Raw genomic sequence first — 22,195 nt, 5'->3', positions numbered from 1 at the left:
AAACTATGACAATCCTCGCCCCCATCTTAGTAATCGCCGTGCTGATCTTTGTGCATGAACTAGGACATTTCATGGCAGCAAGATGGCAGGGTATTCATGTAAATAAGTTTTCGATCGGCTTTGGCCCTGTCCTATGGAAGTATCAGGGTGAAATGACTGAATATGCGGTGCGTGCCATTCCCCTAGGTGGGTTTGTGGGCTTCCCAGACAAAGACGAGGACAGTGATATTCCCGATGATGATCCCGACTTGCTCAAAAACAGATCGATCGGCGATCGGGCAATTGTTTTCAGCGCTGGGGTGGCGGCGAATTTGATTTTTGCCTATCTGGTATTGCTGGTGATGGTGATCAGCGTGGGCGTAGGCACTGTAGATAAACCAGGGGTACGGGTAATTGATTTGATCAGCAATGATTCACCAGCAGCGATCGCTGGATTGCAGGCCGATGATGTCATTACGGCGGCCAATGGTGAGACGTTTGGCACTGACCTGGCGACCCTGGAACGCTTCCAGAAGATCATTTCCAGTCATGGCGATCGGGTCGTAGATCTGAAGGTGCAGCGCAATGGTGAAAATCTCGATCTGCCGATCGTGCCCAGTGGTGAACCAAACAAAGGTCGGATTGGGATTCGGCTTGACTACACTAGTGATCCCCACCGTCGTCCAGTCCAGAATATATGGGAAGCAATTGGCATGGCGGCGCAAAAGTTTGAACGCCTCTGCCTGATGACGGTGCAGGGTTTACAAAAACTAGTCACTAATTTCTCCGATCATGCCGATCAGGTGGCTGGCCCTGTGGCGATCGTGGCGATGGGATCGCAATTGGCTAAGTCTGATTTTGCCAGCTTGTTTGATTTCACGGCAATTATTAGTATTAACCTGGCGGTGATTAATATTCTGCCGTTACCAGCCCTTGATGGTGGACAATTGTTGTTCTTGTTGATCGAGGCGCTGCGGTTTGGTAAGCCACTGCCAGAGCGGTTCCAGGAATATGTGATGCAAGGTGGTTTGGTGGTTTTGCTGGGATTAGGTGTGTTTATGATCTTCCGGGATTCGATTAATTTGTTGCAATAGCATCGAGCAAATCAAATATGGTTGTATGAGCTGGTAGAGCGTACATAATAAGCATACATATAGGAAACTTAATCGAAGATTATCTCGTCAAGATAAAAGTCCTGTTGAGTTTCTTTACACCAATATTATGGTGGGGTTTAATCGTAATTAAACTCAATAAATTCAATTAGACAAAGATCAAGCCACCTGGTTTATTTATTGCAACCTTGAAATAAGCCGTTACTGAATTTAATATAATTCAAAAAGTGTTGATGTTATGTTTATCGCGTGACTTGAAAATGCAATCGATAGCATATATTTGCGGTGGCCAGGTCGGTATAGCAGAGTTTTTCCAGAGGATCATAAATTATGAATCAAAAGATTGCGATCGCTGCGATTCACGGTATTGGTATGGCAAATCCTGATTTTGCTGATCCTAGCAGCAAGAAATATATCAGCGGCATGCCTGCAAAATTGATCAAAAAATTTGCTCAACTTAGGGGCGAATCAATTGAGCAAGCTCGTTCAAAACTGGTTATCAAGCCAATTTACTGGGCTGAGATTGTGCAAATACTTGAGGATAAGCTAGCCAGCAGGATCGGCTACAACAAGCTAAGTAACCCTTTCAAACTCCGGGATTTTGTATTTCATATGTTAGGTGACGCGATCGCCTATTCATTCCCTGGCGATGGACGATTAATGCAACAAATTCATGCACCATTTGCCCAAGCTCTCGCTGATTTAGCAGCCGAAGCAGGCAATAATGCCCCCCTTTGTATCATTAGCCACAGTCTGGGCACTACGATCGCCAGCAATTATGTGTGGAATCTACAAAATGAGACACCAGAGCTAAAAGCTAGAATTGGCGATACACCACTTGAGAAAGGTGAAACTCTGACACTGTTTTATACTTTTGGTTCGCAGCTCCCGCTCTGGGGACTAGCTCATGAAGACTTTGGCACACCAATTACAGTGCCTGCGCCCCAGCTAAACAACTATTATTCTGGTTTAACTGGCAAATGGCTCAATTTCTACGATACGAATGATCCATTGGGCTTCCCATTTCAGCATATGAACGAGAAATATAAAGAAGCTGTAGAAGATAAGAAAGTCAACGCTGGTAATTTCTTCACTAGTTGGAATGCTTTTTCACACAATGGCTATTGGCAAGATCGAGAAGTGGTTGAGCCGATCGCTGCGGCTCTGGTGAAAACCTGGGAAGCAGTTAATTGAGTTGAGCAATTAATAGTAAGCGATCGCACCTAAAGTTATCGGCTTCAGCAAGATTAACTATCTCAGCCTGAAGATATTTGGTAACTTTCTATACTTAACTCCTGGCCGCAAAAAGCGATGCTTGAGCATAATTAGGCACAATAAAACCATAATAAAAACAAGAAAAATACCTATTGCCAGGATATCTGGTAGTATTCGTGTGATTCGTGTGATTGGCCGAGGATATAGGTGCTAAGGATGTAAGTATAGTATGACTAATCTTACGATCGACGGTTTGTGATTAATGCTTTGTCTTGCTTGGTTTCAAACTACTTGCATGGCAAGTAACCTATCCAGGGTGTTGCACCTCAATCCTAATTTGATGGAGCGCTAGGGAAAATATTGTTCTAAGCATGAAATTAGGCATCAAAGCCAGGTTGATCGAGTATTAATAATATTAATAATTAGTGGGGTTAGTCATAATAGAGATGGACTGGTTGGCGATTAAATTAATAATGCCAATTTGTGACTAAGCATCAATTTTTGTGAATATCGTGAAGGCGATCGATCAGTTGAGCAAGTTAATCATTCCTTGAGTCCTGATATGGTTGAAGCTAAGCTAAATGCAAATAACTCTTCACACCCAGTGGAAATCGCTTCTGTGGTGGGGACGGAAATATTTGAACGGGTCGAAAAGCTAAATGCGATCGGCATTGCCCTTTCGGCGCAGCGAGACACCCGCAGTTTGCTGGAGATGATTTTAACTGGAGCCAAGAGTATTCTTAATGCTGATGGTGGCACGATTTACACCGCTACAGACGATCGCCACCTAAGGTTTGAGATCATGCTGACTGAATCCTTGCAGATCAAAATGGGGGGGACTACTGGTATTCCGATCCCATTTGATCCAATTCCCCTCTACGGCATTGAGGGCAATACCAATGATTGTATGGTGGCGGCCTACGCGGCGGTTCATAATGAAACTATTAATATTCCCGATGCCTATGCGGCAGAAGGGTTTGACTTTGCTGGCACGCGCTCTTTTGATAAAAAAATGGGCTATCGCTCCAAGTCATTTCTGACGGTGCCAATGTATAACCATGAGCATGAGCTAATTGGTGTATTGCAGTTAATTAATGCTCAGGATTCAACCACTGGCGAGATTATTCCTTTCTCGGATCAGGCCAAACGAGTAGCGGAGTCATTGGCATCACAGGCGGCGATCGCCCTGACCAACCATAAGCTGGTGCAAGAGTTCCGGCTGCTATTTGAATCCTTTATTAGTCTCATCGCTAAGGCGATCGATGATAAATCCCCCTACACCGGTGGCCATTGTCGGCGGGTGCCAATCCTGACGATGATGATGGCGGAAGCTGCTTGCGGGGTGGAATCTGGTGTTTTCCAGGATTTCAGCATGACCGAAGAGGAGCTATATGAGCTAAAGATCGCTGGCCTGGTACATGATTGCGGCAAAGTAACCACGCCGGTGCATGTAATTGATAAAGCTACCAAGCTAGAAACCATATTCGATCGGATTAAGCTGGTAGACACCAGATTTGAAGTGCTGAAGCGGGATGCCGAAATTGAATTGCTCAAGCAAAAGGTTGCCCTCCTGGAAGCTTCACCCCAAGTGGATCTCTCTACAACTATAGAAAAGCTGGCGGCTAATTATCAACAAACCCTGCAGCAACTAGATCAAGATCGTCAGTTTTTGCATATTTGTAATATGGGCTCAGAGTTCATGTCCGAGCAATTAAAAGAACGCGTATTGCAAATTTCTGAGTATCAATGGGTCGATCAATCGGGTAATAAAACTAATTTTCTTACCGAGGAAGAAGTCTATAATCTCAACGTGACAAAAGGCACTCTCACCAAAGAAGAGCGAGATATTATTAATCACCATATGGTGGTGACGATCGATATGCTTGAAGCCTTGCCCTATCCCAAGAACCTGCGCCGCGTGCCTGAATTGGCCGGTGGTCACCATGAACGGATGGATGGGAAGGGATATCCAAAGGGATTGAAGCGGGAAGAAATGTCGATTCCGGCTAGAATGATGGGGATCGCGGATATTTTTGAAGCCCTGAGTGCTAAGGATCGCCCCTATAAAAAAGGCAAGACGCTGACGGAATGTCTTACCATTTTGGGCAAGATGAAATTAGATAACCACATCGATCCCGATCTATTTGATCTATTCATCGATGAGCAGGTTTATTTACGCTATGCCTTGGAGCATATGGATCCAGATCAGATCGATAACGTCGATCTAACTAAGATTCCTGGTTATACGCCCAAAAATTCAGGCTAGGCCAATTTATGCTAAGGTGCAAATGCAACATTTAATGAGGTAGTACGGATTAATATGGCTAAGCGCCGTAACTTAAAAAAAGAAAAAGCTCTTCGCAATCAGGCCTACGCACGTAAGTTTCGCAAGCGCTCTAACAGCAATCGTTTCCGCCGTAGATACAATAATTCCGGCGATGGTTTTAATACCAACAAAGAAAATAACAATTCTGAAAACAGTAATAACAGTAATAGTAATGAAGAGTCGAATAGCACAACGGCAACTGATAACTAGGTGCTGTAGCTAATCTAGCAAAAGACTCTAAAAATTTGTAACTAGAAATTTAAGTACTTATAACTTTTAGCTCAGGCAACGATCGCAGTTGTCTTTTTTTTGTGGATTAATTTTCTGGATTAATTTTTTGATGAAAATCGCTCTTGCCCTCCACACTACTACGGCTGAATTGGGGATTACGATCGCTGAGATTGAGCCAATTCGGTTAAATGTGTCAGATTTGCAGCTCGATCATCTCGATAATTCTGAGTCTAGGGCACAAATATACAATCGTAGCGAGACTGCTTTGACCAAGCCGATCGATCGTGCCTGGCACTTGGGGCGCGATCTATCTCACCAGATCCATACCTGCTTGGCGGAGGTAATGGCCGAATTGAGCTGGCAAGATCTAGTATTTATTGCGATCGCCAGTGGCAAGGGAAGTTTTACCAGCACCCGCATCGGTGTAGTTTTGGCACGAACCCTGGGGCAGCAGTTAGATCTACCAGTATTTGCGATCGATTGTGATGCAATTTCTGCCTATTGCCGCAATTTTGAACCACCTCGATCGGACAGCCAGGGGCTATTAGAATTGGCGTTTGAGCAGTGGCAACAGGGGCGATCGCCCAATTGGGCTGAGGCTCTGCCAATCTATGGTGGTAGCCCTGTTTAATCGCTAAGAGAGAGAGTTAGGCGGTAAACCCTACCAAACCAGTAGGATTGGGGCGGAAATTAGGTCTGGTTGATTGGTGCCAGAATTAGCTATAACTATTACAACCAAAGGATAAATGTCTGGTTCAAGTGATTATTGCCGATCGATCTTTTCTTTTGCTAACAAAGATTAAGAAATCTACTAACTTGCTTACTATAGTTAGATCCTGGTCAAAACTTGGGTATGAATAGATTAAGGAACAATATATCTAAGTGCCCGGTCATAATTCCCAAAGATCCCAAAGATCCCAAAGATTGTATCTTTTCGCCAAAGTAAAGTTAAATTTCTTGATACACTATATACAAACCTTAAGATATCGTTGCTTAAGTATTGATTTCCTTCTCTAAAAGCCATGCTTCAAGACACTCGCACAATCCGAAATTACCAGAAAATTACTGATTCCCTGGTTGAATTGAAAGATCGAGGTTACACTCGTGACGAACTTCGTCTATATGTGGATGGTTATCTGGCCTCACTCCGCTGCAACAATACGATCGAAGCACACCTGATCCATCGTTTGGAAGATGAAGTGTCTAGATTTTTATATGATTCTTCTAATTTCTCTTCTTCGGGTAATTATGAATTGATGACGGAACGAGAAAATTAATTAAGTTAATATTTTAAATTTTTAAATCAAAAAACTAAACAGCTAAGAAGTGTTGAATCACTTCATTACTCAGGTCAGCAGTTACACCAGAAGAAACAATCCCGCCCTTTTGCATGGCATAGTACCAATCGGCCTGTTTAACAAAATGCAAGTGCTGCTCCACCAGCAAAACTGACGTGCCTGCCGCCGCGATCTGCTTAACCGCCGCTTCAATCTCTAGGATAATTGAAGGTTGGATGCCTTCAGTCGGTTCATCGAGTAATAATAATTCGGGCTGCCCCATCAAAGCACGACCGATCGCCAATTGTTGTTGTTGCCCACCGCTGAGGTCGCCGCCCATTCGACTCAGCATTTCTTTGATTACTGGGAATAGTTCGTATACCAGATCGATCGTGGCATTGATCGCGCCTTTGTTTTTACGCTTTCTGGGTGGTAATGCTTCCATACCCAAAAACAAATTTTCTTTGACGGTGAGGCGGGGGATAATCTCTCGTCCCTGGGGGACATAGCCAACGCCCAATCTAGCCCGGCGATCGGGGGTAAGTGAATTGATTAACTGATCCTTTAGCTCCACCTTGCCGCGTCGAGCCGACAGCAAACCAATCACAGTTTTAAGCAGCGTAGTTTTGCCCACCCCATTACGACCAATCAAACAGACCATTTGACCTGGCAATACACTCATATCCACATTGCGCAGGATATGGCTTTCGCCATAATAGACATCCAGATTAGTAATGTGCAAGGTTGGTACTTGGTCACCTCGACTATGGTTAGTTTGGATGATGTCTTTGGCGATCGAACTACTACTCATTATTAAGCTGCCTCGTCCTCTTCAGATTGACCCAGATAAACTTCGATCACACGCGGATCATTTTGAACTTCTTCAATATTGCCCTCACACAGCACTGTGCCCTCGTGCAAAACCGTTACCTTGCGGGCGATCTGCCGCACAAACTCCATATCATGTTCAATCACAATAATCGAATGATCTTCGGCTAGATCGGTGAGCAGCTTACCAGTTTTGGCGGTTTCTTCATCGGTTAATCCAGCCACTGGTTCGTCCACCAACAGTAAATCAGGTGATTGTGCCACTAACATACCAATTTCCAGCCATTGTTTTTCGCCGTGGGAAAGCAGATCGGCTTTGATGTCGGCCTTGGCGGTCAAGCCAATCACACCCAACAGATGTTCTACCTGTCGCCTTTCTCTAACTGTCGATCGCTTAAACAAATTACTAATCACATTTTTATCACGGCTGGCCGACAGTCCCAGATTTTCCCTGGGCGTAAGGTTAAGATAGACCCTGGGGGTTTGAAACTTGCGGCCAATGCCAAGCTGGGCAATATTATGCTCCTTTAGCGATCGTAAATTTTTACCCTTAAACCGTACCTGGCCGATCGTGGGCTTTACTTTGCCAGTAATCACATCTAAAAAGGTGGTTTTGCCAGCGCCATTGGGGCCAATAATCACCCGCAGCTCGCCCTTTTCCATCGAAAAGTTAAGCTCATTAAGCGCCTTAAAGCCATCAAAGCTAACGGTGAGGTTCTCAATTTCCAATATTCTTTCGTTCATACTGCACCTCTGGGTCTTCTTCTAAACTGGGGTAGGTGTAGCTACGCTTGCGCCAACCAAAGATATAGAGTAGTTTCTCCCAGCCGCGCGATCGAAACCAGCCTAAAATCCCCTGGGGCAATGCCAACACTACGATCAAGAACAAAGCACCCAGCGAAAATGACCACACCGCCGGAAACTGTTCACTTAAAATACTACTGCTGAAATTAACTACCAGAGCGCCTAAAATTGCGCCAACCAGGCTGGCACGGCCACCTACGGCTACCCAAATTACCATCTCGATCGAAAAGGCTATGTTCATCGTGTCTGGTGAAATAATCCCAGTTTGGGGCGTATACAGAGCGCCACCAATACCAGCCAGGGCAGCGGAAATGGCAAATACCAATACCTTGAACCAGGTGGGATTATAGCCAGAGAATCTCACCCGCGCCTCGTCATCGCGGATCGCCACCAGCAATCGGCCAAAGCTACCACTGGTGAGCCAGCGACAGAGCGCATAGGCAGCGGCCAGCACCACGATCGTAAGCAGATAAAAAGCGCGTTGGGTACTATCAGAATTTACATCCGCACCCAGGATCGTGTTGAAGTCGGTCAGGCCATTGGTGCCATTGATTAATTTTTGCTGGCCATTAAAAAAGTTAAAGAAAATGATCGTGGTGGCCTGGGTCAGGATCGAGAAATAAACCCCACGAATCCGATTGCGAAATACCAGATAGCCCAGAATGCCAGCCACGATCGCCGGGATTACCATCAAAGCTATTAGCGTAAACGGAAATGAATAGAATGGCTGCCAGAACCAGGGTAATTCATCTACGCCATAGAGTCCCATGAACTCTGGTAATTGACTGCTGGCATCGGCGGGAATTTGTAACTTTAAATGCATGGCCAGGGCATAACCACCCAGCGAAAAGAATACCCCATGCCCAAGACTGAGCAGGCCGGTGTAACCCCAGATTAGATCTATGCCCAGCGCCACGATCGCCAGGGCTAAAAACCTGCCCATCAATGTAATCCTAAATTCCTGACCGATCGCAGTTAAAATCGGCGGCACCACAAAGGCCAACAGCAAACCAATCACCACTACAGCAATCGCCTCACCTCTAAGGGCACGAAGCGATCGCCATAGACTTGGTTTAGATTGAACTGAGGCAGAATTTGCGGTTAGCTCGTCAGGATCAGGATCAGGATCAAGATCGCTAACCACTGCATCCGTCTTACTTGGATTAACTGGTGAATCCGACATCGCTCCCAATTTATCCTGGTCTAACTCACTCTTGGGCTTTTGGCTAGGCATCGACCGTCCGTCCTTTCTGAGGGAATAAACCAGCGGGCTTGAATTGCAAGAATGCCACAATCAAAGCAAATAGCATCACCTTGGACATGCTACTGGTGGCGAAGAAGGTAAAAAATTCTGCTACAGGTTTTAGCGGGGTAGCAATAAGGGCGATCGTACCGGAGCCAATTAAATAATCGATCGTGCCCAATCCCAGGGCGGCAATAATACTGCCCACCAGTTTACCTACGCCGCCAACTACCACCACCATGAATGCATTCACAATATAAGCCTGACCAGTATTGGGGCCAACTGGGCCTAAAAAACTTACCGCACAGCCAGCGATCCCAGCCAGACCAGAGCCGATCGCAAAGGTGAGGGAATCGACGGTTTTGGTGGGAATTCCCAAACAGGAACTCATGGAGCGGTTTTGGGTGACAGCACGAATCCGCAAGCCCCAACTGGTGGCATTGAGAAATAGATAAATGCAAATAATACAGGCGATCGTTAAGCCCAGAATAAACAAACGCGTCATTGGCAGTTGGATCGTGCCGATCGGTTCCGGGACACCAATGTCGCTTAGCAACAGGCCGCCGGTTAGCCATTCAGGGGTCACAATGCCAACATTCTGAGCGCCAAACCAGGGTTTAGTCACAGTCAATTCATAGATCTTAGACATGACCAGACCCACTGCGATCGCAATCCCGGCTGACAATGGAAACAGAACCAAACCCGCCAGGGCTTGCCAGCGATCCCAATCGGCAATTCGTTTGGCCAAGCGCCACTTCAGCAACCACATGCCACCAAAGAATAGGGCACTAAAGATGGCGATCCCTGCCACCAGCACCCAGTTCACACTGCGTACAAATTGCTGCAAAATCAAGCTTACACCCCAGGTGGCCAGCAATGTTTCCAGGGGCCTGCCATACAAATATTTAATTACGCCATTTTCCAAAATCAAGCCAAATATGGCCGTGACCAGAAAAGCAGCGATCAGGGCTACGGGAATAGAAAAGCCGAACCATTTTTCATCGAGGAATTCAAATCCCTTTTGCACCAGAAAAGTGGTGTAACCACCGATCATCAAAAGTTCGCCATGGGCCATATTAATTACGCCCATAAGTCCAAAAACAATCGCCAGACCCAGCGCTGCCAAAAGCAACACCGAGCCTGTGCTAATTCCATTGAATATTCCTTCGAGTACAAGTACCAAGTTGTTTTCCCTAGGCTAGATTCTAGTTTGTTTAGTTTCTGACATCGTACGCTGGGTGACCGACTCGCAACTGTATCTCGGATCACACACTTAAATACATATTTGGGGTGGGTTTAGACCTGCAAATATATGGCTAAACATATAGCTAGCAATAATCCTTAGCAAGATTAGAGGCAACAGGCCTACCACATTACCCAAACATATAACAGTTGCGAAGCTCAAGCAGTTCAGCAGTATTTAAGTTGTTAAAAATACAAATAAAATACTGTCAAACGCTGGTTAAAGCACCAAATAACTAAATCTAAATAACTAGGTTAAGCTAGGATCTTCGTACTTGCCGCCCTTGTCTGGATCAGACCAATCGCAGGCAAAACCTTTGGTCTCAGCCACATATTGGTTCCAGGGAATTGGCGTTACCGGCCCGTCGGTTGCAAAGACAATCTCAAATAGACCATCATCACGGACTTCGCCAATCCGGACTACCTTAGATAGGTGATGGTTATTTTCCAGGGTGTAGGTACCACCAGGGGCTTCAAGGGTTTGACCCAGGGCAGCTTCGCGCACAGGCTCTAGATCAGTGGTGCCAGCAGTTTCTACCGCTTGGCTCCAGATTTTTACCATCACATAAGCGGCTTCCATCGGGTCATTGACAACGCGATCGTCACCATATTCGGCCTTAAATGCTTCCACAAATGCATTGCTAGCATCTGATTCAACGGTTTGGAAGTAGTTCCAAGCGGCATAGTGACCCTTGAGGATATCAGGGCCGATCGCTCTGACTTCTTCTTCTGCGATACTGACCGACATGGTGGGGTATTGATCAGCGGTCAAGCCAGCACCTTCTAGCTGTTTGAAGAAAGCAACATTGCTGTCACCATTGAGGGAGTTGAAGATTACACCACCATCGGGCAAGGCAGCCTTGATTTTGGTGATGATTGGCGTAACTTCGGTACTACCCAAGGGAATATAGTCTTCACCCACGGTTGTGCCACCGTTGGCTTCAAGCTGAGCCTTGATGATTGTGTTGGCGGTACGGGGGAACACATAGTCAGAACCGACCAGGAAGAAGTCAGTGCCTTTGTTTTCCAACAGCCAATCTACGGCTGGTTCGATCTGCTGGTTGGGAGCAGCGCCAGTGTAGAAGATGTTTTTAGAACATTCTTGGCCTTCATACTGGACTGGATACCAGAGCATGTGGTCTTTGTTCTCGAATACTGGCAGCACAGCTTTGCGACTGGCGGAAGTCCAGCAACCAAATACAGTTACCACTTCATCTTGATCGATCAGCTTGGCAGCTTTTTCCGCAAAGGTCGGCCAATCGGAAGCACCATCTTCAACGATCGCTTCGATCTGCTTGCCTAATACACCACCAGCTTCATTGATTTCTTTGATCGCCAATTGTTCGGCATCAACTACACTCTTTTCACTGATCGCCATGGTGCCGCTGAGGGAGTGCAAAATCCCTACTTTGATCGTATCGCCATCAGTAGCCGCAGGGGTATCTGGCTCTTCTGTGGTTGTAGTGGGCTCAGTTGGAGCAGGGGCTTCGGGGCTGGCACAAGCCTTTAGCAGTAGGGTAGTGGCTAGTGACGCAGAACCCAAAATCAAAAACTTACGTCGGTTAAATTCGTTCATTCTCTATCTAGATTAACTACCTGGGAACTTTAAATTAATAGGGGATTGGAATTAGGGATTGCATCCCAAAATATTTCAGGATGCGAATGCTTCAGAATACTAATGCCTCAGCAAAAATGCCTCAGCAAATTAGATTAATACTGGTGTGAGGGCAGGGTAGATAAAGTTCAGCGATCGCAACGCTATTTCTGGGCAATAATGGGCAATAAATATATTTAGTGCAGTTGAGCCAATCAAAGGAACATTTGCCTTAAAATTTCGCCCTACCTTAACATTGCTACCGCTATATGTGGTCGCTATTATTAATCCGACCTGAATTGAGATATTAAGGTTAGCCGTTATCCATCAAGTGTGCTTTTTGATACAGAAATTGTTAAAACAGCTATTTTCACAGTTGTTCATTAGCTTTTTGGTGTCAATCATTGTAAAAATTTGATTTTTAGTTCAATCATGATCTGCTCTAATCAGCGATCGCCGCGAACAATAGGGCAACTCTTACCCAACCAGATAGTAGGCACTTCAAGCGATCGCTATCTGGCCTGAATGAGCAGCATCACAGGCTTGTATTTATGGGCAGACCAAAAATATGCAATGGTTTGTAAATGTTTGTTTCGGATATGGCGATAATTGCATCCCTGCAATCGAATTTACGCAAGCACCCGTATCATCTTTTCTTAATCGCTTATTAACATTTTCTTAGTCTTGAATTATGCGGCAATAATAAACTGCTACATATTCTGGTTAATAAACTGCACCACAGTATCTAAGCCAATTTGCTGCTTGAGATTAGTAAACACAAAAGGGCGATCGCCGCGCATCTTTTTGGCATCGCGCTCCATTATGCCCAGATCAGCACCCACATGGGGAGCCAAATCAATTTTGTTAATCACCAGTAGATCTGATTTGGTAATACCAGGGCCACCCTTACGCGGAATTTTATCGCCGGCCGCCACATCAATCACATAAATAGTTAAATCCACTAATTCGGGGCTGAAGGTGGAAGCCAGATTATCACCGCCACTTTCTACGAATACTAAATCTAAGCTATTAAAGTCATGCTCCAACTGCTCGATCGCTACCAGGTTCATCGAAGCATCTTCGCGGATCGCCGTGTGTGGGCAACCCCCTGTTTCTACGCCCACAATGCGATTGCTTTCTAAAGCCTCAGCTTTTACTAGAAACTGAGCATCTTCCTGGGTATAAATATCATTGGTGACCACTGCAAGCTGGAAATGTTGCCGCAGTTGTTTGCACAAATTGTTAACTAAAGCAGTTTTGCCAGAGCCCACAGGACCAGCGATGCCAACACGAAATGCGCTCATTGGTTTAATTTAGTTAATTTAGATCCGAGATCCGATTCGATTGAGACGATCGCCATCTTAAGAGCTTATGGCCACCAAATCTAAAACGATCGCAACAAATTAACTATTTGACTATTAATAATCTATGATGCAAAGCGCTTCCACTGTCTTGCCCAGAGACTAAAGCGCCAGATCTTGAAAAATAGCCAGCCAGCCAGCAGACAGGTAAACCCATTAATTACTGTGCGCTTGATCAAGTTTCGGCGGGTCGATTGAATATTGAGCTGGGTATTAGTGTTCACCTCTTGCTCATATTGTTCAATTTGGGTAAGTAGTTCCTGCTTAGCTGCTTGGGGATCGGGAATATTTGGGGTTGGTTGATTTGGTGCAAAAATACGCCCTAAATCTGCCGGTGTATTGGCTTGATCAACGGCGCGGCGATATTGATCCAGTTGACTAGTCTGTTGGTTGAGCTGGTTGGTGAGTTGTTGAGTTGTATTTTGCGATAAGCGAAAGGCATTACCGATCGAGAGGGGAATAAGCGCAAAATAGATGATTGCTAGGCCAAGTGCAGCCCACGAAAAGATATTAAGCAGATTCATTTCACGCTTACCTAGACTGCCTTTACGCCGACAAAAAACCAACATCAAGCCAAATAATGGTGCCCATACTTTTGCCACCAGGGCAGTGATCGCCTGGAGTTCCCATTGCGGATTCATGAGTCTGGCAGGCACCAGAATATCGATATAGTCAATCAGCGCAAAACCAAGCAATCCATAACCGATCAGACTCAGCATATTTTGGGTATTGTCTTCAACCCAATCTGACAGTCTGATCCGACCAGATGCTCTTTTAGCTTGCTTACGCTGCGCTGGACCGTCTGTTTCTGGAGCAGCCACACCCTTAATATTAGGGAGTGGTGGTTTAATTGGTGGTTTTCCTTGGTTGGGCTGGCTCATGTCCTAAGTTGGATATTTATTAGCTATATCAATGCATTATCTAAGCAGGTAGTCCTGCACATGAAATGATATTTAGCCATAGGAGCAAGACTGATTTAAGAGTCATTTGCTAAATGGCATTACTTACCTAATTAGTTGCTTTAAAGGTAATAAAAATTGATATTTATGACTGGCATAAATATGGAAGCGATCGATGGCCTGAACCATAACGATAGGTATTTACTTATGAGTTTAAGACAAAATGCGGCGTTACATTTGTTGGGCTAAGTTAAGTAATTTTATTCTCCTAAAATATGAGTGCGGCAGATCTATGTAAATCCTGGCTCGATGCTACTGGGACTCAACTTAACGCCCGATTACCTTCTTGCCTAAATATGACTAAAACCTGATCGCCTAATCTGTCAAGAATAAGAAATAGAGATGGAGGAGAAAAGACGGCAGCTTATTTAATTGCGCTATTTGGACTATATTTTCTGCGGCGATCGCCTAACTATTCTGCCTAATCACTAATCAATAACTACTCAGCTTAATAACTACTCGGCAAAAACCGTATTTAACCTAAATGAATTAAGGGCTAATCAAATGTTGATATTCAATAATCATCTCAATGGAGGAGGAGAAAACCTACAATATAAATAACTATGTAGATGTGCAAACCTATTCGCAAAAAGCTAAAAATGACTATTGGCGATCGAGGTCAACAAGGCGGTAATTCTCGCACCGTGATCATTGCTGGTGTGGTTATAGCAATTGGCCTATTGGGATTTGGGGCAAGTAGATTAATCGCCACCAATCAGCGCCAGCAAGCAGAGCAGCAAGCGGCGATCGAAGCGGAGCAGGCTCAAACTGTGCGCGATTCAGTGGCAGCACTGGGGCGGGTTGAACCCCAGGGAGAAGTTATTTTGGTGAGTGGTCCGGCCGGAGAGCGCTTGGCCATTCTAGAGGTCGATCGGGGTGATTTTGTGACTGCTGGCCAGCCGATCGCTTATTTGGAAACCTATGCAGAAACTCTGGCGCAGCGTGACCTGGAAGCAAGTCGATTAGCCGAGGCAGAAAAGAGGCTCTTAGCAATTACGATCAATCGAGAAAGCCAAATCGAAGAAGCCCAGGCCAATCTGATCAGCGCAGACTTACCAAAGGAATATGAGATCGCGGCCCAAAAGGCAGAAATTCGCCGCCTTGAGGCACAGTTAGAACTAGACCAGGCAGATCTCAGGCGATCGCAATCACTTCAGGCTGATGGCGCAATTTCTCAACAGGAATTAGATCGCCAGGAAACAGCCGCCGCCCAAACCGCTGAACAACTGGACAATGCCAGGCAGATACTCACCCAATTGGAGTCCAATCGCTCTACTCAGGTGCAACTAGCCCAAGCACAATTGCTAGTCCAACAAACTTCATTGCCATTAGATCAGGTGCAGGTGGCGGTTGAATCAGCCCGCCAGGCATTGGCATTGGCTGAGGCTCAACTGGAGCGGACAATTATCCGGGCTAAAAAAGATGGCCAGATTTTGCGCGTGATTACCAGAGAAGGAGAAGCGATCGCCAGTGATGGTGGGATCGTCGAGATGGGTAATACAACCCAGATGTTTGTGGTGGCAGAAGTTTACGAAACTGATGTGGGTTTGGTAGAAATTGGCCAACCAGCCAAAATAAATAGCCGCAATGGGGCATTTGAGCAGGAATTAAGCGGTACTGTTAGTGAAGTGGGCTGGGTGATTTTCAAGAATGACGTGCTAGATGATGATCCTGCTGCCAATGCGGATGCCAGAGTGGTGGAAGTAAGAATTAAGCTCGATCCGGCTGATAGCGAGGTGGTTGCCGCTCTCACCAACTTACAAGTAGATGTGCGGATTGATGTAGAAGCTAGCCGCAACGAGGGTTAGGATTGCTAATGTTCAAAACACCGCTGGCCTGGCTCAATCTGACCCACGAAAAAACTAAGTTAGTTGTAGCGATCGCTGGGGTGGCCTTTGCGGTGTTGCTGATCTTTATGAATCTGGGTTTTTTGGGGGCATTGGCAACTACCGCCTCCCAGACCTATAGCAGCATGAATGCGGATATTTTCCTGGTCTCGCCGCTGACCCTGGAACTCAGCACCACTAAGCCTTTTCCGGTGGAGCGCATTTATCAGGCGGCAGGGCTCAAAGGTGTGGATCGAGTGATGCCCCTATTTGTGGGTTATATGCAGTGGCGTAACCCAGAAACTCGGATTAATCGCGCCATTTTTGCCTATGGGTTTAATCCCAATGATCCAGTGTTTCTGATGCCGGAGTTGAAGTCGATCGCAGGCAGGGAAAAACTGCGCGCCTTCAATACTGCTTTTATTGATCGGCGATCGCGCCCCGAATTTGGACCATTAGCAATTGGCACTACCACCGAAACCGAAAGACGAGATGTCACGGTAGTTGGTCAATATGACCTGGGCGGTGGCTTTGCTGCCGATGGGACGGTGATCATGAGTGATGTTAATTTCCAGCGCTATCTCGATCGGCGCGGGCCGGCTGAAATTGACCTGGGTCTAATTCAACTATCGCCCGATGCTGATCCAGAAATAATTGCCGCCAAACTCCGTGAGATGTTACCAGCAGATGTGGATATCTTTACCAAACCTGGCATCATCGAGCACGATCGCCGCTATTGGATTGATACCACTTCCACTGGTTTTATTTTTGGTATGGGCGTAGTGGTAGCTTTCATTGTTGGCACTGTGATTGTTTATCAAATTCTCTACACTGATATCAATGATCACATGGCCGAATACGCTACCCTTAAAGCGATGGGCTATGGCCCGTTTTATCTTTGCTCAGTAGTTTTGCAAGAAGCGCTGATCCTGGCTGTAATTGGTTATATCCCTGGCCTGGTGATCACGATGCTTTTATATGAACTCACGCTCAATGCCACCGCTGGCACTTTGCCCGTATCAATGAATTTAGAGCGAGCCATTTCAGTATTTATTCTGGCATTGATTATGTGCAGCGCTTCGGGGTTGATTTCAATTCAGCGGGTGCTTCAATCTGATCCAGCGGAGGTATTTTAAGCATGATTCTGGCTACACCACTGGCCTGGTTAAACCTCACCCATGAAAAACGCCGCCTGGTTACTGCCCTGGCTGGAGTTGGGTTTGCGGTGCTATTAATGTTTATTTTCCAGGGCTTCCAAAATGCCCTCTATGATTCCCAGGTGCAATTACAAAAGCTGCTCAATGGTGATGCGTTTGTAATCAATCGGATTAAGCAAAATATGTTTGTGCCCGAACAATTTGCGCGGCGACGACTCTATCAAGCCAGAGCCTTTGAAGGGGTAGAAGACGGCTATGCATTGTATATGAACACGGCTAATTGGAAAAACCCAGATACCAAAGCCACCTGGCCGCTAAGGGTGTTGGCATTTAATTTAGAAGACCCGGTGCTGTTGTTACCTGGCGTTGTTGATAATTTAGAAAAGCTCAGGCTGCCCAATACGGCGATCATTGATCTTAAGTCTCAGGCTCAGGTCGGTGGCTTGGCAGCGGGAACCGAAACCGAGTTGTCCGATCGCCAGGTGAAAATCGTTGGCACCTACACCTTGGGTACTGACTTTGCTTCTGGCAATGGCAATTTGATTATGAGCGATCAGAATTTCCTGCGTTATTTTGCCTCGTTGGGCCCGGAAGAAGAAGATCGCACCCTCAATACTACTGATGTGGGCATCTTGAAGTTTGCCGACGGGGTTGATGTTGATAGACTGGTAGCAACCCTGCAGAAAAATATGCCCAATGATGTCACGATCCTATCGAAGCAACAATTCATCGATCGCGAGCTGAATTACTGGCGTGAAAACACTAATATTGGCTTTGTTTTTTCATTGCTCACGGTCATGAGTTTCTTTGTGGGGATTATTTTGGTCTATCAAATTTTATATACCGATGTTTCTGATCACTGGGCTGAATATGCCACCCTCAAGGCGATCGGCTATTCCAATTGGTATTTACTAGGGGTGGTACTGCAAGAGGCATTATTTCTGGCCATCCTTGGTTTCCTGCCGGGATTGCTGATTAGTATTGTCCTTTATGATTTGGCCACTGATGCCACTGGCCTGCTGATGGTAATGACATTCAGACGGGCGCTGAATATTCAACTTGCCACCTTTTTGATGTGTGTGATTTCTGGCTTCATTGCGGTGCGGAAAGTACAAGCCGCCGATCCAGCGGAAGTATTTGGGTAAGTGGGTAATTAAGTTAAAGCCATTTTATTTGTGGCAAATTTATTTTGAACAGGTTATTGCTCCTCTAGGGCTCTTAAAATCCTCAAGCTATAGTCACCATTACGCGAAGCCATGCAAGAAAAAACATCAGTCCCAGCCACCAGCGTAAATAGTATTGGTGAGGAGCAAGGCGATCTGCCTGACCATCAGATCGATCGCGCAGATACTAATGCGGATACTAATGCGGATACTAATGCAGAGATTAAGACAGATATTAAGGCAGAACAGGAACCATGCCCTGGTATTATTCCTGATTGTAAGGACGAAAATTTAATTGTCAAAATCCGCCATCTTAACTTCTGGTTTGGGGTTGGCAACATTAGTAAGCAAGCCCTGTTTGATATTAGCCTTGACCTGCCCAAAGGCCAAATTGTAATTATGACTGGCCCATCGGGTTCTGGTAAAACTACGCTATTGAGTTTGATTGGTGGCCTGCGATCGGTTCATGATGGTAGTCTGCGGGTATTGGGGAAAGAGTTGGTTGGTTTAAGCAAGGCACAACTGGTGCAAATCCGGCGCAATATTGGTTTCATTTTCCAGGCGCATAACCTGTTTGAGTCGCTCAGTGCCTATCAGAATGTATCGATGGCGATCGAATTGACCAAAGATGTAGGTCGGAAGCGGCAACTAGCAGAGGAAGTATTAACCGCAGTGGGTTTGGGCGATCGGGTGGACTATAAGCCCAATGCCCTATCAGGGGGGCAAAAACAACGGGTGGCGATCGCTAGAGCCCTGGTAAACCGCCCCAAATTAATTCTGGCAGATGAACCAACCGCAGCGCTGGACAAAAAAACCGGGCGCGATGTGGTGACCCTAATGCAAAAACTAACCAAAGAAGATGGTTGCACCGTACTCATGGTTACCCACGACAATCGCATTCTGGATGTGGCCGATCGGATTATTAATCTGGTGGATGGCAACCTGGAATCAGACGAGAGCCTGGATCAATTTGTGGCTGACCATGATCCCAAAGCCCTCGATCGCCGCATGTTTATGTTGTAGTTATGTTGCCATAAGCAGTCTTGCCAAAGTTCCTCCAAATGCTAGCCAGTGGGTAGACATAACTAGATAAGAGGATTGCCGCAATGAATGAATATCCAGCAACTCTGTGAATAGTAATCACAAGGCCAATTTGTGGTACAGTTAACGATCCTGGAATTAATCATGCATAATAATTTAAATATAGTCAGACATTGATCAAGTTCTTATATTCAGGTTAACCCTATGACGATCGCCCCTGAACAAACCCAGACCCAAAATCAAACCAATACCACCGAGTTTGACCAGTATGTGATGCATACCTACGCCAGATTTCCGATCGCGCTGGTGCGTGGTGAAGGTTGTAGGGTGTGGGATGACACTGGCAAAGAGTATTTAGATTTTGTGGCTGGGATCGCCACCTGCACCCTGGGACATGCCCATCCGATTATGGCCGAGGCTGTGAGTCAGCAGATGCAAACCCTGCACCATGTGTCTAATCTTTTCTATGTGCCGGCTCAGGGGGAATTGGCCAAGTGGCTAGTGCAAAATTCCTGCGCTGATAAGGCGTTCTTTTGTAATTCTGGAGCAGAGGCGAATGAAGCGGCGATCAAACTGGCGCGTAAATATGCCCATGACAAGTTAAATATTGCTGAGCCCATGATTCTTACCGCCAAGGCGAGTTTTCATGGCCGCACTCTGGCCACAATTACGGCCACTGGACAGCCCAAATATCAAAAGGGCTTTGATCCGTTGGTGCCGGGATTTGGCTATATTCCCTACAATGACCTGGAAGCAGCCAGGGCCGCGATCGACAAGTACAAAGGCAAAGTTTGCGCGATCATGCTGGAAGCCTTGCAGGGCGAGGGCGGGGTTAATCCTGGCGATCGGGAATATTTCCAGGCTCTGCGCCAGATCTGTGATGAGAAAGGGCTTTTACTAATCCTGGATGAAGTGCAAGTGGGCATGGGTCGCAGCGGCAAGCTGTGGGGCTATGAAAATCTGGGCATTGAACCGGATATATTTACCTCGGCCAAGGGTCTGGGGGGCGGCATCCCGATCGGGGCGATGCTGTGTCGCGCTAACTGCGATGTCTTTGAGCCGGGTAACCATGCCAGCACTTTTGGTGGTAATCCCTTTGCCTGCCAGGTAGCACTCACGGTTTGCCAAACCATTGATCAACATAATTTGATTGGTAATGCCAGAGAGCGCGGCCAACAACTCAGAGATCGTCTGAATGCGATCGTGGCTCAATATCCAGCGCAATTTGACCAGGTACGAGGTTGGGGATTAATTGATGGTCTGGTGATTAAGGAAGAAGTGGAACTAACTTCCCGCGATATTGTGCAGGCTTGCATCGAAAAAGGATTGCTTTTAGTTCCGGCTGGCCCCAAGGTGGTCAGGTTTGTGCCGCCGTTGATTGTGAGCCATGACGAGATTAACCAGGCGATCGATACTGTGGCCGAGGCGATCGCAGCGCTGGTTAAATAACACCATTACTCCACCCAAGATTCAAATTAGCTGATTCGGCAAGTGATGTAATTGTAAGACAAAAAATAATTGAACTGACCTTACTCAGGCACGATCGGCTATTGAAATAGCAATAACCATACCAAATGCCAGCAGTTGTGGAGGCTGCTGGCTAAGCGTCATCAGCTTTGGACACTAATGACTTTATAGTAGTTTTGAAAAATCTATTTATCGATTAAATCTTAGGCTCCCAAGCACGCAATTCTTGGATTTGCAACAAAACTTCATTGATTCCGCAACATTACTTTGTGATTTTTTGACCAATTCGTAGCTAATTATACCTATCGATTTTATTTGTTGTTAACTAAATCAATGGCGATCGCTATTACCAGCATAGAATAGAGTAGATATGAGAAATGTCTGCGATCGTAATAGTAATCACTCATATTTAAGTTGCAACATATATATTGATATTGCGGAATATCACAAAAAAAGATTATTCTCAAGCCGCATAATACTCAGATCTATTCAAATCTATTCAAATTCTGGAGCAAAAGTAATTTCGGGTTTTCAACTTTGGTTTTAAATATGTCCAGCAAGAAATTGTCTGGTTCTGGAGCTGAGACTTGCTATGATTTGCAATATTAATCGCCCCGCCCGCCTTGCAAAAGTGATTACCCACTTTGATCTTTACGCCCTAAAACCTTAGTGAATCGTCATAAATTCAAGCTGGAAACGGGGTTAGAGTAAAAAAGTAGCCTTGCGGAATCGATGATTTTTTGCTTTGGTTAATGTTTAATTACAAGATCAATCATGAACGCTATGCCTGTCAGCAATAACGATCGCGTTCCCCAGGGACAGCATCTAACCAGGGGTTTTCCAGTGTTGACCTATGGTCCAACTCCAGAAGTTAGTATGGAAGACTGGCAGTTGAAGATATGGGGGGAAGTTAAGCCGAGGTTGTTTAGCTGGCAAGATATGCTCAATCTGCCACAGAGTGACTTCACCGCTGATTTCCATTGTGTAACCACCTGGTCAAAGCTGGATGTTACCTGGCGGGGCATCAGGGTAACTGATTTCATGGCTCAGCTTGAATTGCCCGCTAATGCTAAACATGTATTGATTCATTGTTACGGCGGCTATACGACCAACCTGGCGATCGCTGAATTTATGCGGCCAGATAATTTTTTTGCCCATCAACTCGACCATCAACCCCTACCCGCTGAGCATGGTGGGCCAATGCGATTGGTGGTGCCGCACCTCTATGCTTGGAAAAGTGCTAAATGGGTGAATGGTTTGGAGTTCACCACCGAACGGCAACTGGGTTTTTGGGAGCGCAATGGCTATCATCATCGTGGCGATCCCTGGCTAGAGGAACGTTATTCAATTTAAATTTACTTTGGGGTAGA

Annotated in this window: 19 protein-coding genes; 12 read left to right on the top strand and 7 right to left on the bottom strand. The window is 45.8% G+C overall.

Annotated features, from left to right (window positions below; genetic code table 11):
- The first annotated feature begins 5 nt into the window (after nucleotides 1–5).
- The 6 genes from rseP to PSE7367_RS16575 all read left to right on the top strand — a co-directional run bounded on the left by rseP (nucleotide 6) and on the right by PSE7367_RS16575 (nucleotide 6,140).
- Nucleotides 6–1,073 (top strand): RIP metalloprotease RseP, encoded by a 1,068-nt coding sequence (gene rseP, locus PSE7367_RS16600; RefSeq protein ID WP_015166502.1) that lies wholly within the window; start codon nucleotides 6–8, stop codon nucleotides 1,071–1,073.
- A 348-nt stretch (nucleotides 1,074–1,421) separates the two neighbouring features.
- The gene (locus PSE7367_RS16595; RefSeq protein WP_015166501.1) at nucleotides 1,422–2,285 is read left to right on the top strand and encodes a hypothetical protein; all 864 of its coding nucleotides are present in this window, start codon (nucleotides 1,422–1,424) and stop codon (nucleotides 2,283–2,285) included.
- A gap of 583 nt (nucleotides 2,286–2,868) precedes the next feature.
- Nucleotides 2,869–4,572 (top strand): HD family phosphohydrolase, encoded by a 1,704-nt coding sequence (locus tag PSE7367_RS16590; RefSeq protein WP_015166500.1) that lies wholly within the window; start codon nucleotides 2,869–2,871, stop codon nucleotides 4,570–4,572.
- Nucleotides 4,573–4,626: 54 nt separating this feature from the next.
- On the top strand, nucleotides 4,627–4,842 hold the full coding sequence (locus PSE7367_RS16585; RefSeq protein WP_015166499.1) for a hypothetical protein: 216 nt from the start codon (nucleotides 4,627–4,629) through the stop codon (nucleotides 4,840–4,842).
- A 130-nt stretch (nucleotides 4,843–4,972) separates the two neighbouring features.
- Nucleotides 4,973–5,494: a peptidase M22 gene (locus tag PSE7367_RS16580; protein ID WP_015166498.1), complete on the top strand. Its 522-nt coding sequence runs from the start codon at nucleotides 4,973–4,975 to the stop codon at nucleotides 5,492–5,494.
- Between the two features lie 391 nt (nucleotides 5,495–5,885).
- Nucleotides 5,886–6,140 (top strand): DUF6761 family protein, encoded by a 255-nt coding sequence (locus PSE7367_RS16575; protein ID WP_015166497.1) that lies wholly within the window; start codon nucleotides 5,886–5,888, stop codon nucleotides 6,138–6,140.
- A 34-nt stretch (nucleotides 6,141–6,174) separates the two neighbouring features.
- On the opposite strand, the gene urtE is transcribed toward PSE7367_RS16575, so the two are convergent.
- From urtE to hpsJ-A, 7 genes are all read right to left on the bottom strand, one after another.
- Nucleotides 6,175–6,951, bottom strand: coding sequence for an urea ABC transporter ATP-binding subunit UrtE (gene urtE, locus PSE7367_RS16570; RefSeq protein ID WP_015166496.1), 777 nt, complete (start codon nucleotides 6,949–6,951; stop codon nucleotides 6,175–6,177).
- 2 nt (nucleotides 6,952–6,953) lie between these two features.
- Nucleotides 6,954–7,712, bottom strand: coding sequence for an urea ABC transporter ATP-binding protein UrtD (urtD, locus tag PSE7367_RS16565; protein ID WP_015166495.1), 759 nt, complete (start codon nucleotides 7,710–7,712; stop codon nucleotides 6,954–6,956).
- Nucleotides 7,687–9,006: an urea ABC transporter permease subunit UrtC gene (gene urtC, locus PSE7367_RS16560; protein WP_015166494.1), complete on the bottom strand. Its 1,320-nt coding sequence runs from the start codon at nucleotides 9,004–9,006 to the stop codon at nucleotides 7,687–7,689. Before urtC ends, urtD begins: the two co-directional genes overlap by 26 nt.
- Nucleotides 8,999–10,198 carry an ABC transporter permease subunit gene (locus PSE7367_RS16555; RefSeq protein WP_015166493.1) on the bottom strand — a complete coding sequence of 400 codons (1,200 nt, stop codon included), beginning with the start codon at nucleotides 10,196–10,198 and terminating at the stop codon, nucleotides 8,999–9,001. The genes urtC and PSE7367_RS16555 overlap by 8 nt, the downstream gene beginning before the upstream one ends.
- Before the next feature lie 309 nt (nucleotides 10,199–10,507).
- A complete protein-coding gene (urtA, locus tag PSE7367_RS16550) occupies nucleotides 10,508–11,833 on the bottom strand; it encodes an urea ABC transporter substrate-binding protein (RefSeq protein WP_015166492.1) in 1,326 nt (441 codons plus the stop codon).
- Nucleotides 11,834–12,561: 728 nt separating this feature from the next.
- A complete protein-coding gene (gene ureG, locus PSE7367_RS16545) occupies nucleotides 12,562–13,155 on the bottom strand; it encodes an urease accessory protein UreG (RefSeq protein WP_015166491.1) in 594 nt (197 codons plus the stop codon).
- A gap of 122 nt (nucleotides 13,156–13,277) precedes the next feature.
- On the bottom strand, nucleotides 13,278–14,093 hold the full coding sequence (gene hpsJ-A, locus PSE7367_RS20690; protein ID WP_015166490.1) for an HpsJ-like protein, cyanoexosortase A-associated: 816 nt from the start codon (nucleotides 14,091–14,093) through the stop codon (nucleotides 13,278–13,280).
- Between the two features lie 647 nt (nucleotides 14,094–14,740).
- Between hpsJ-A and PSE7367_RS16535 the strand changes: the two genes are divergently transcribed.
- The 6 genes from PSE7367_RS16535 to PSE7367_RS16510 all read left to right on the top strand — a co-directional run bounded on the left by PSE7367_RS16535 (nucleotide 14,741) and on the right by PSE7367_RS16510 (nucleotide 22,178).
- Entirely contained in the window at nucleotides 14,741–15,979 is a 1,239-nt protein-coding gene (locus PSE7367_RS16535) for an HlyD family efflux transporter periplasmic adaptor subunit (protein WP_225882661.1), read from the top strand.
- Nucleotides 15,980–15,987: 8 nt separating this feature from the next.
- The gene (gene devC / locus PSE7367_RS16530) at nucleotides 15,988–17,133 is read left to right on the top strand and encodes an ABC transporter permease DevC (RefSeq protein WP_015166488.1); all 1,146 of its coding nucleotides are present in this window, start codon (nucleotides 15,988–15,990) and stop codon (nucleotides 17,131–17,133) included.
- A 2-nt stretch (nucleotides 17,134–17,135) separates the two neighbouring features.
- On the top strand, nucleotides 17,136–18,299 hold the full coding sequence (devC, locus tag PSE7367_RS16525; protein WP_015166487.1) for an ABC transporter permease DevC: 1,164 nt from the start codon (nucleotides 17,136–17,138) through the stop codon (nucleotides 18,297–18,299).
- Nucleotides 18,300–18,410: 111 nt separating this feature from the next.
- On the top strand, nucleotides 18,411–19,340 hold the full coding sequence (locus PSE7367_RS16520) for a DevA family ABC transporter ATP-binding protein (protein ID WP_015166486.1): 930 nt from the start codon (nucleotides 18,411–18,413) through the stop codon (nucleotides 19,338–19,340).
- Between the two features lie 222 nt (nucleotides 19,341–19,562).
- Nucleotides 19,563–20,807, top strand: coding sequence for an aspartate aminotransferase family protein (locus PSE7367_RS16515; protein WP_015166485.1), 1,245 nt, complete (start codon nucleotides 19,563–19,565; stop codon nucleotides 20,805–20,807).
- An 801-nt stretch (nucleotides 20,808–21,608) separates the two neighbouring features.
- A complete protein-coding gene (locus PSE7367_RS16510; protein WP_015166484.1) occupies nucleotides 21,609–22,178 on the top strand; it encodes a sulfite oxidase-like oxidoreductase in 570 nt (189 codons plus the stop codon).
- Nucleotides 22,179–22,195 lie beyond the last annotated feature (17 nt).

The organism is Pseudanabaena sp. PCC 7367 (genome assembly GCF_000317065.1).
In the GTDB taxonomy this organism is placed as follows: domain Bacteria; phylum Cyanobacteriota; class Cyanobacteriia; order Pseudanabaenales; family Pseudanabaenaceae; genus Thalassoporum; species Thalassoporum mexicanum.
This window is presented reverse-complemented; position numbering and strand designations above follow the sequence as displayed.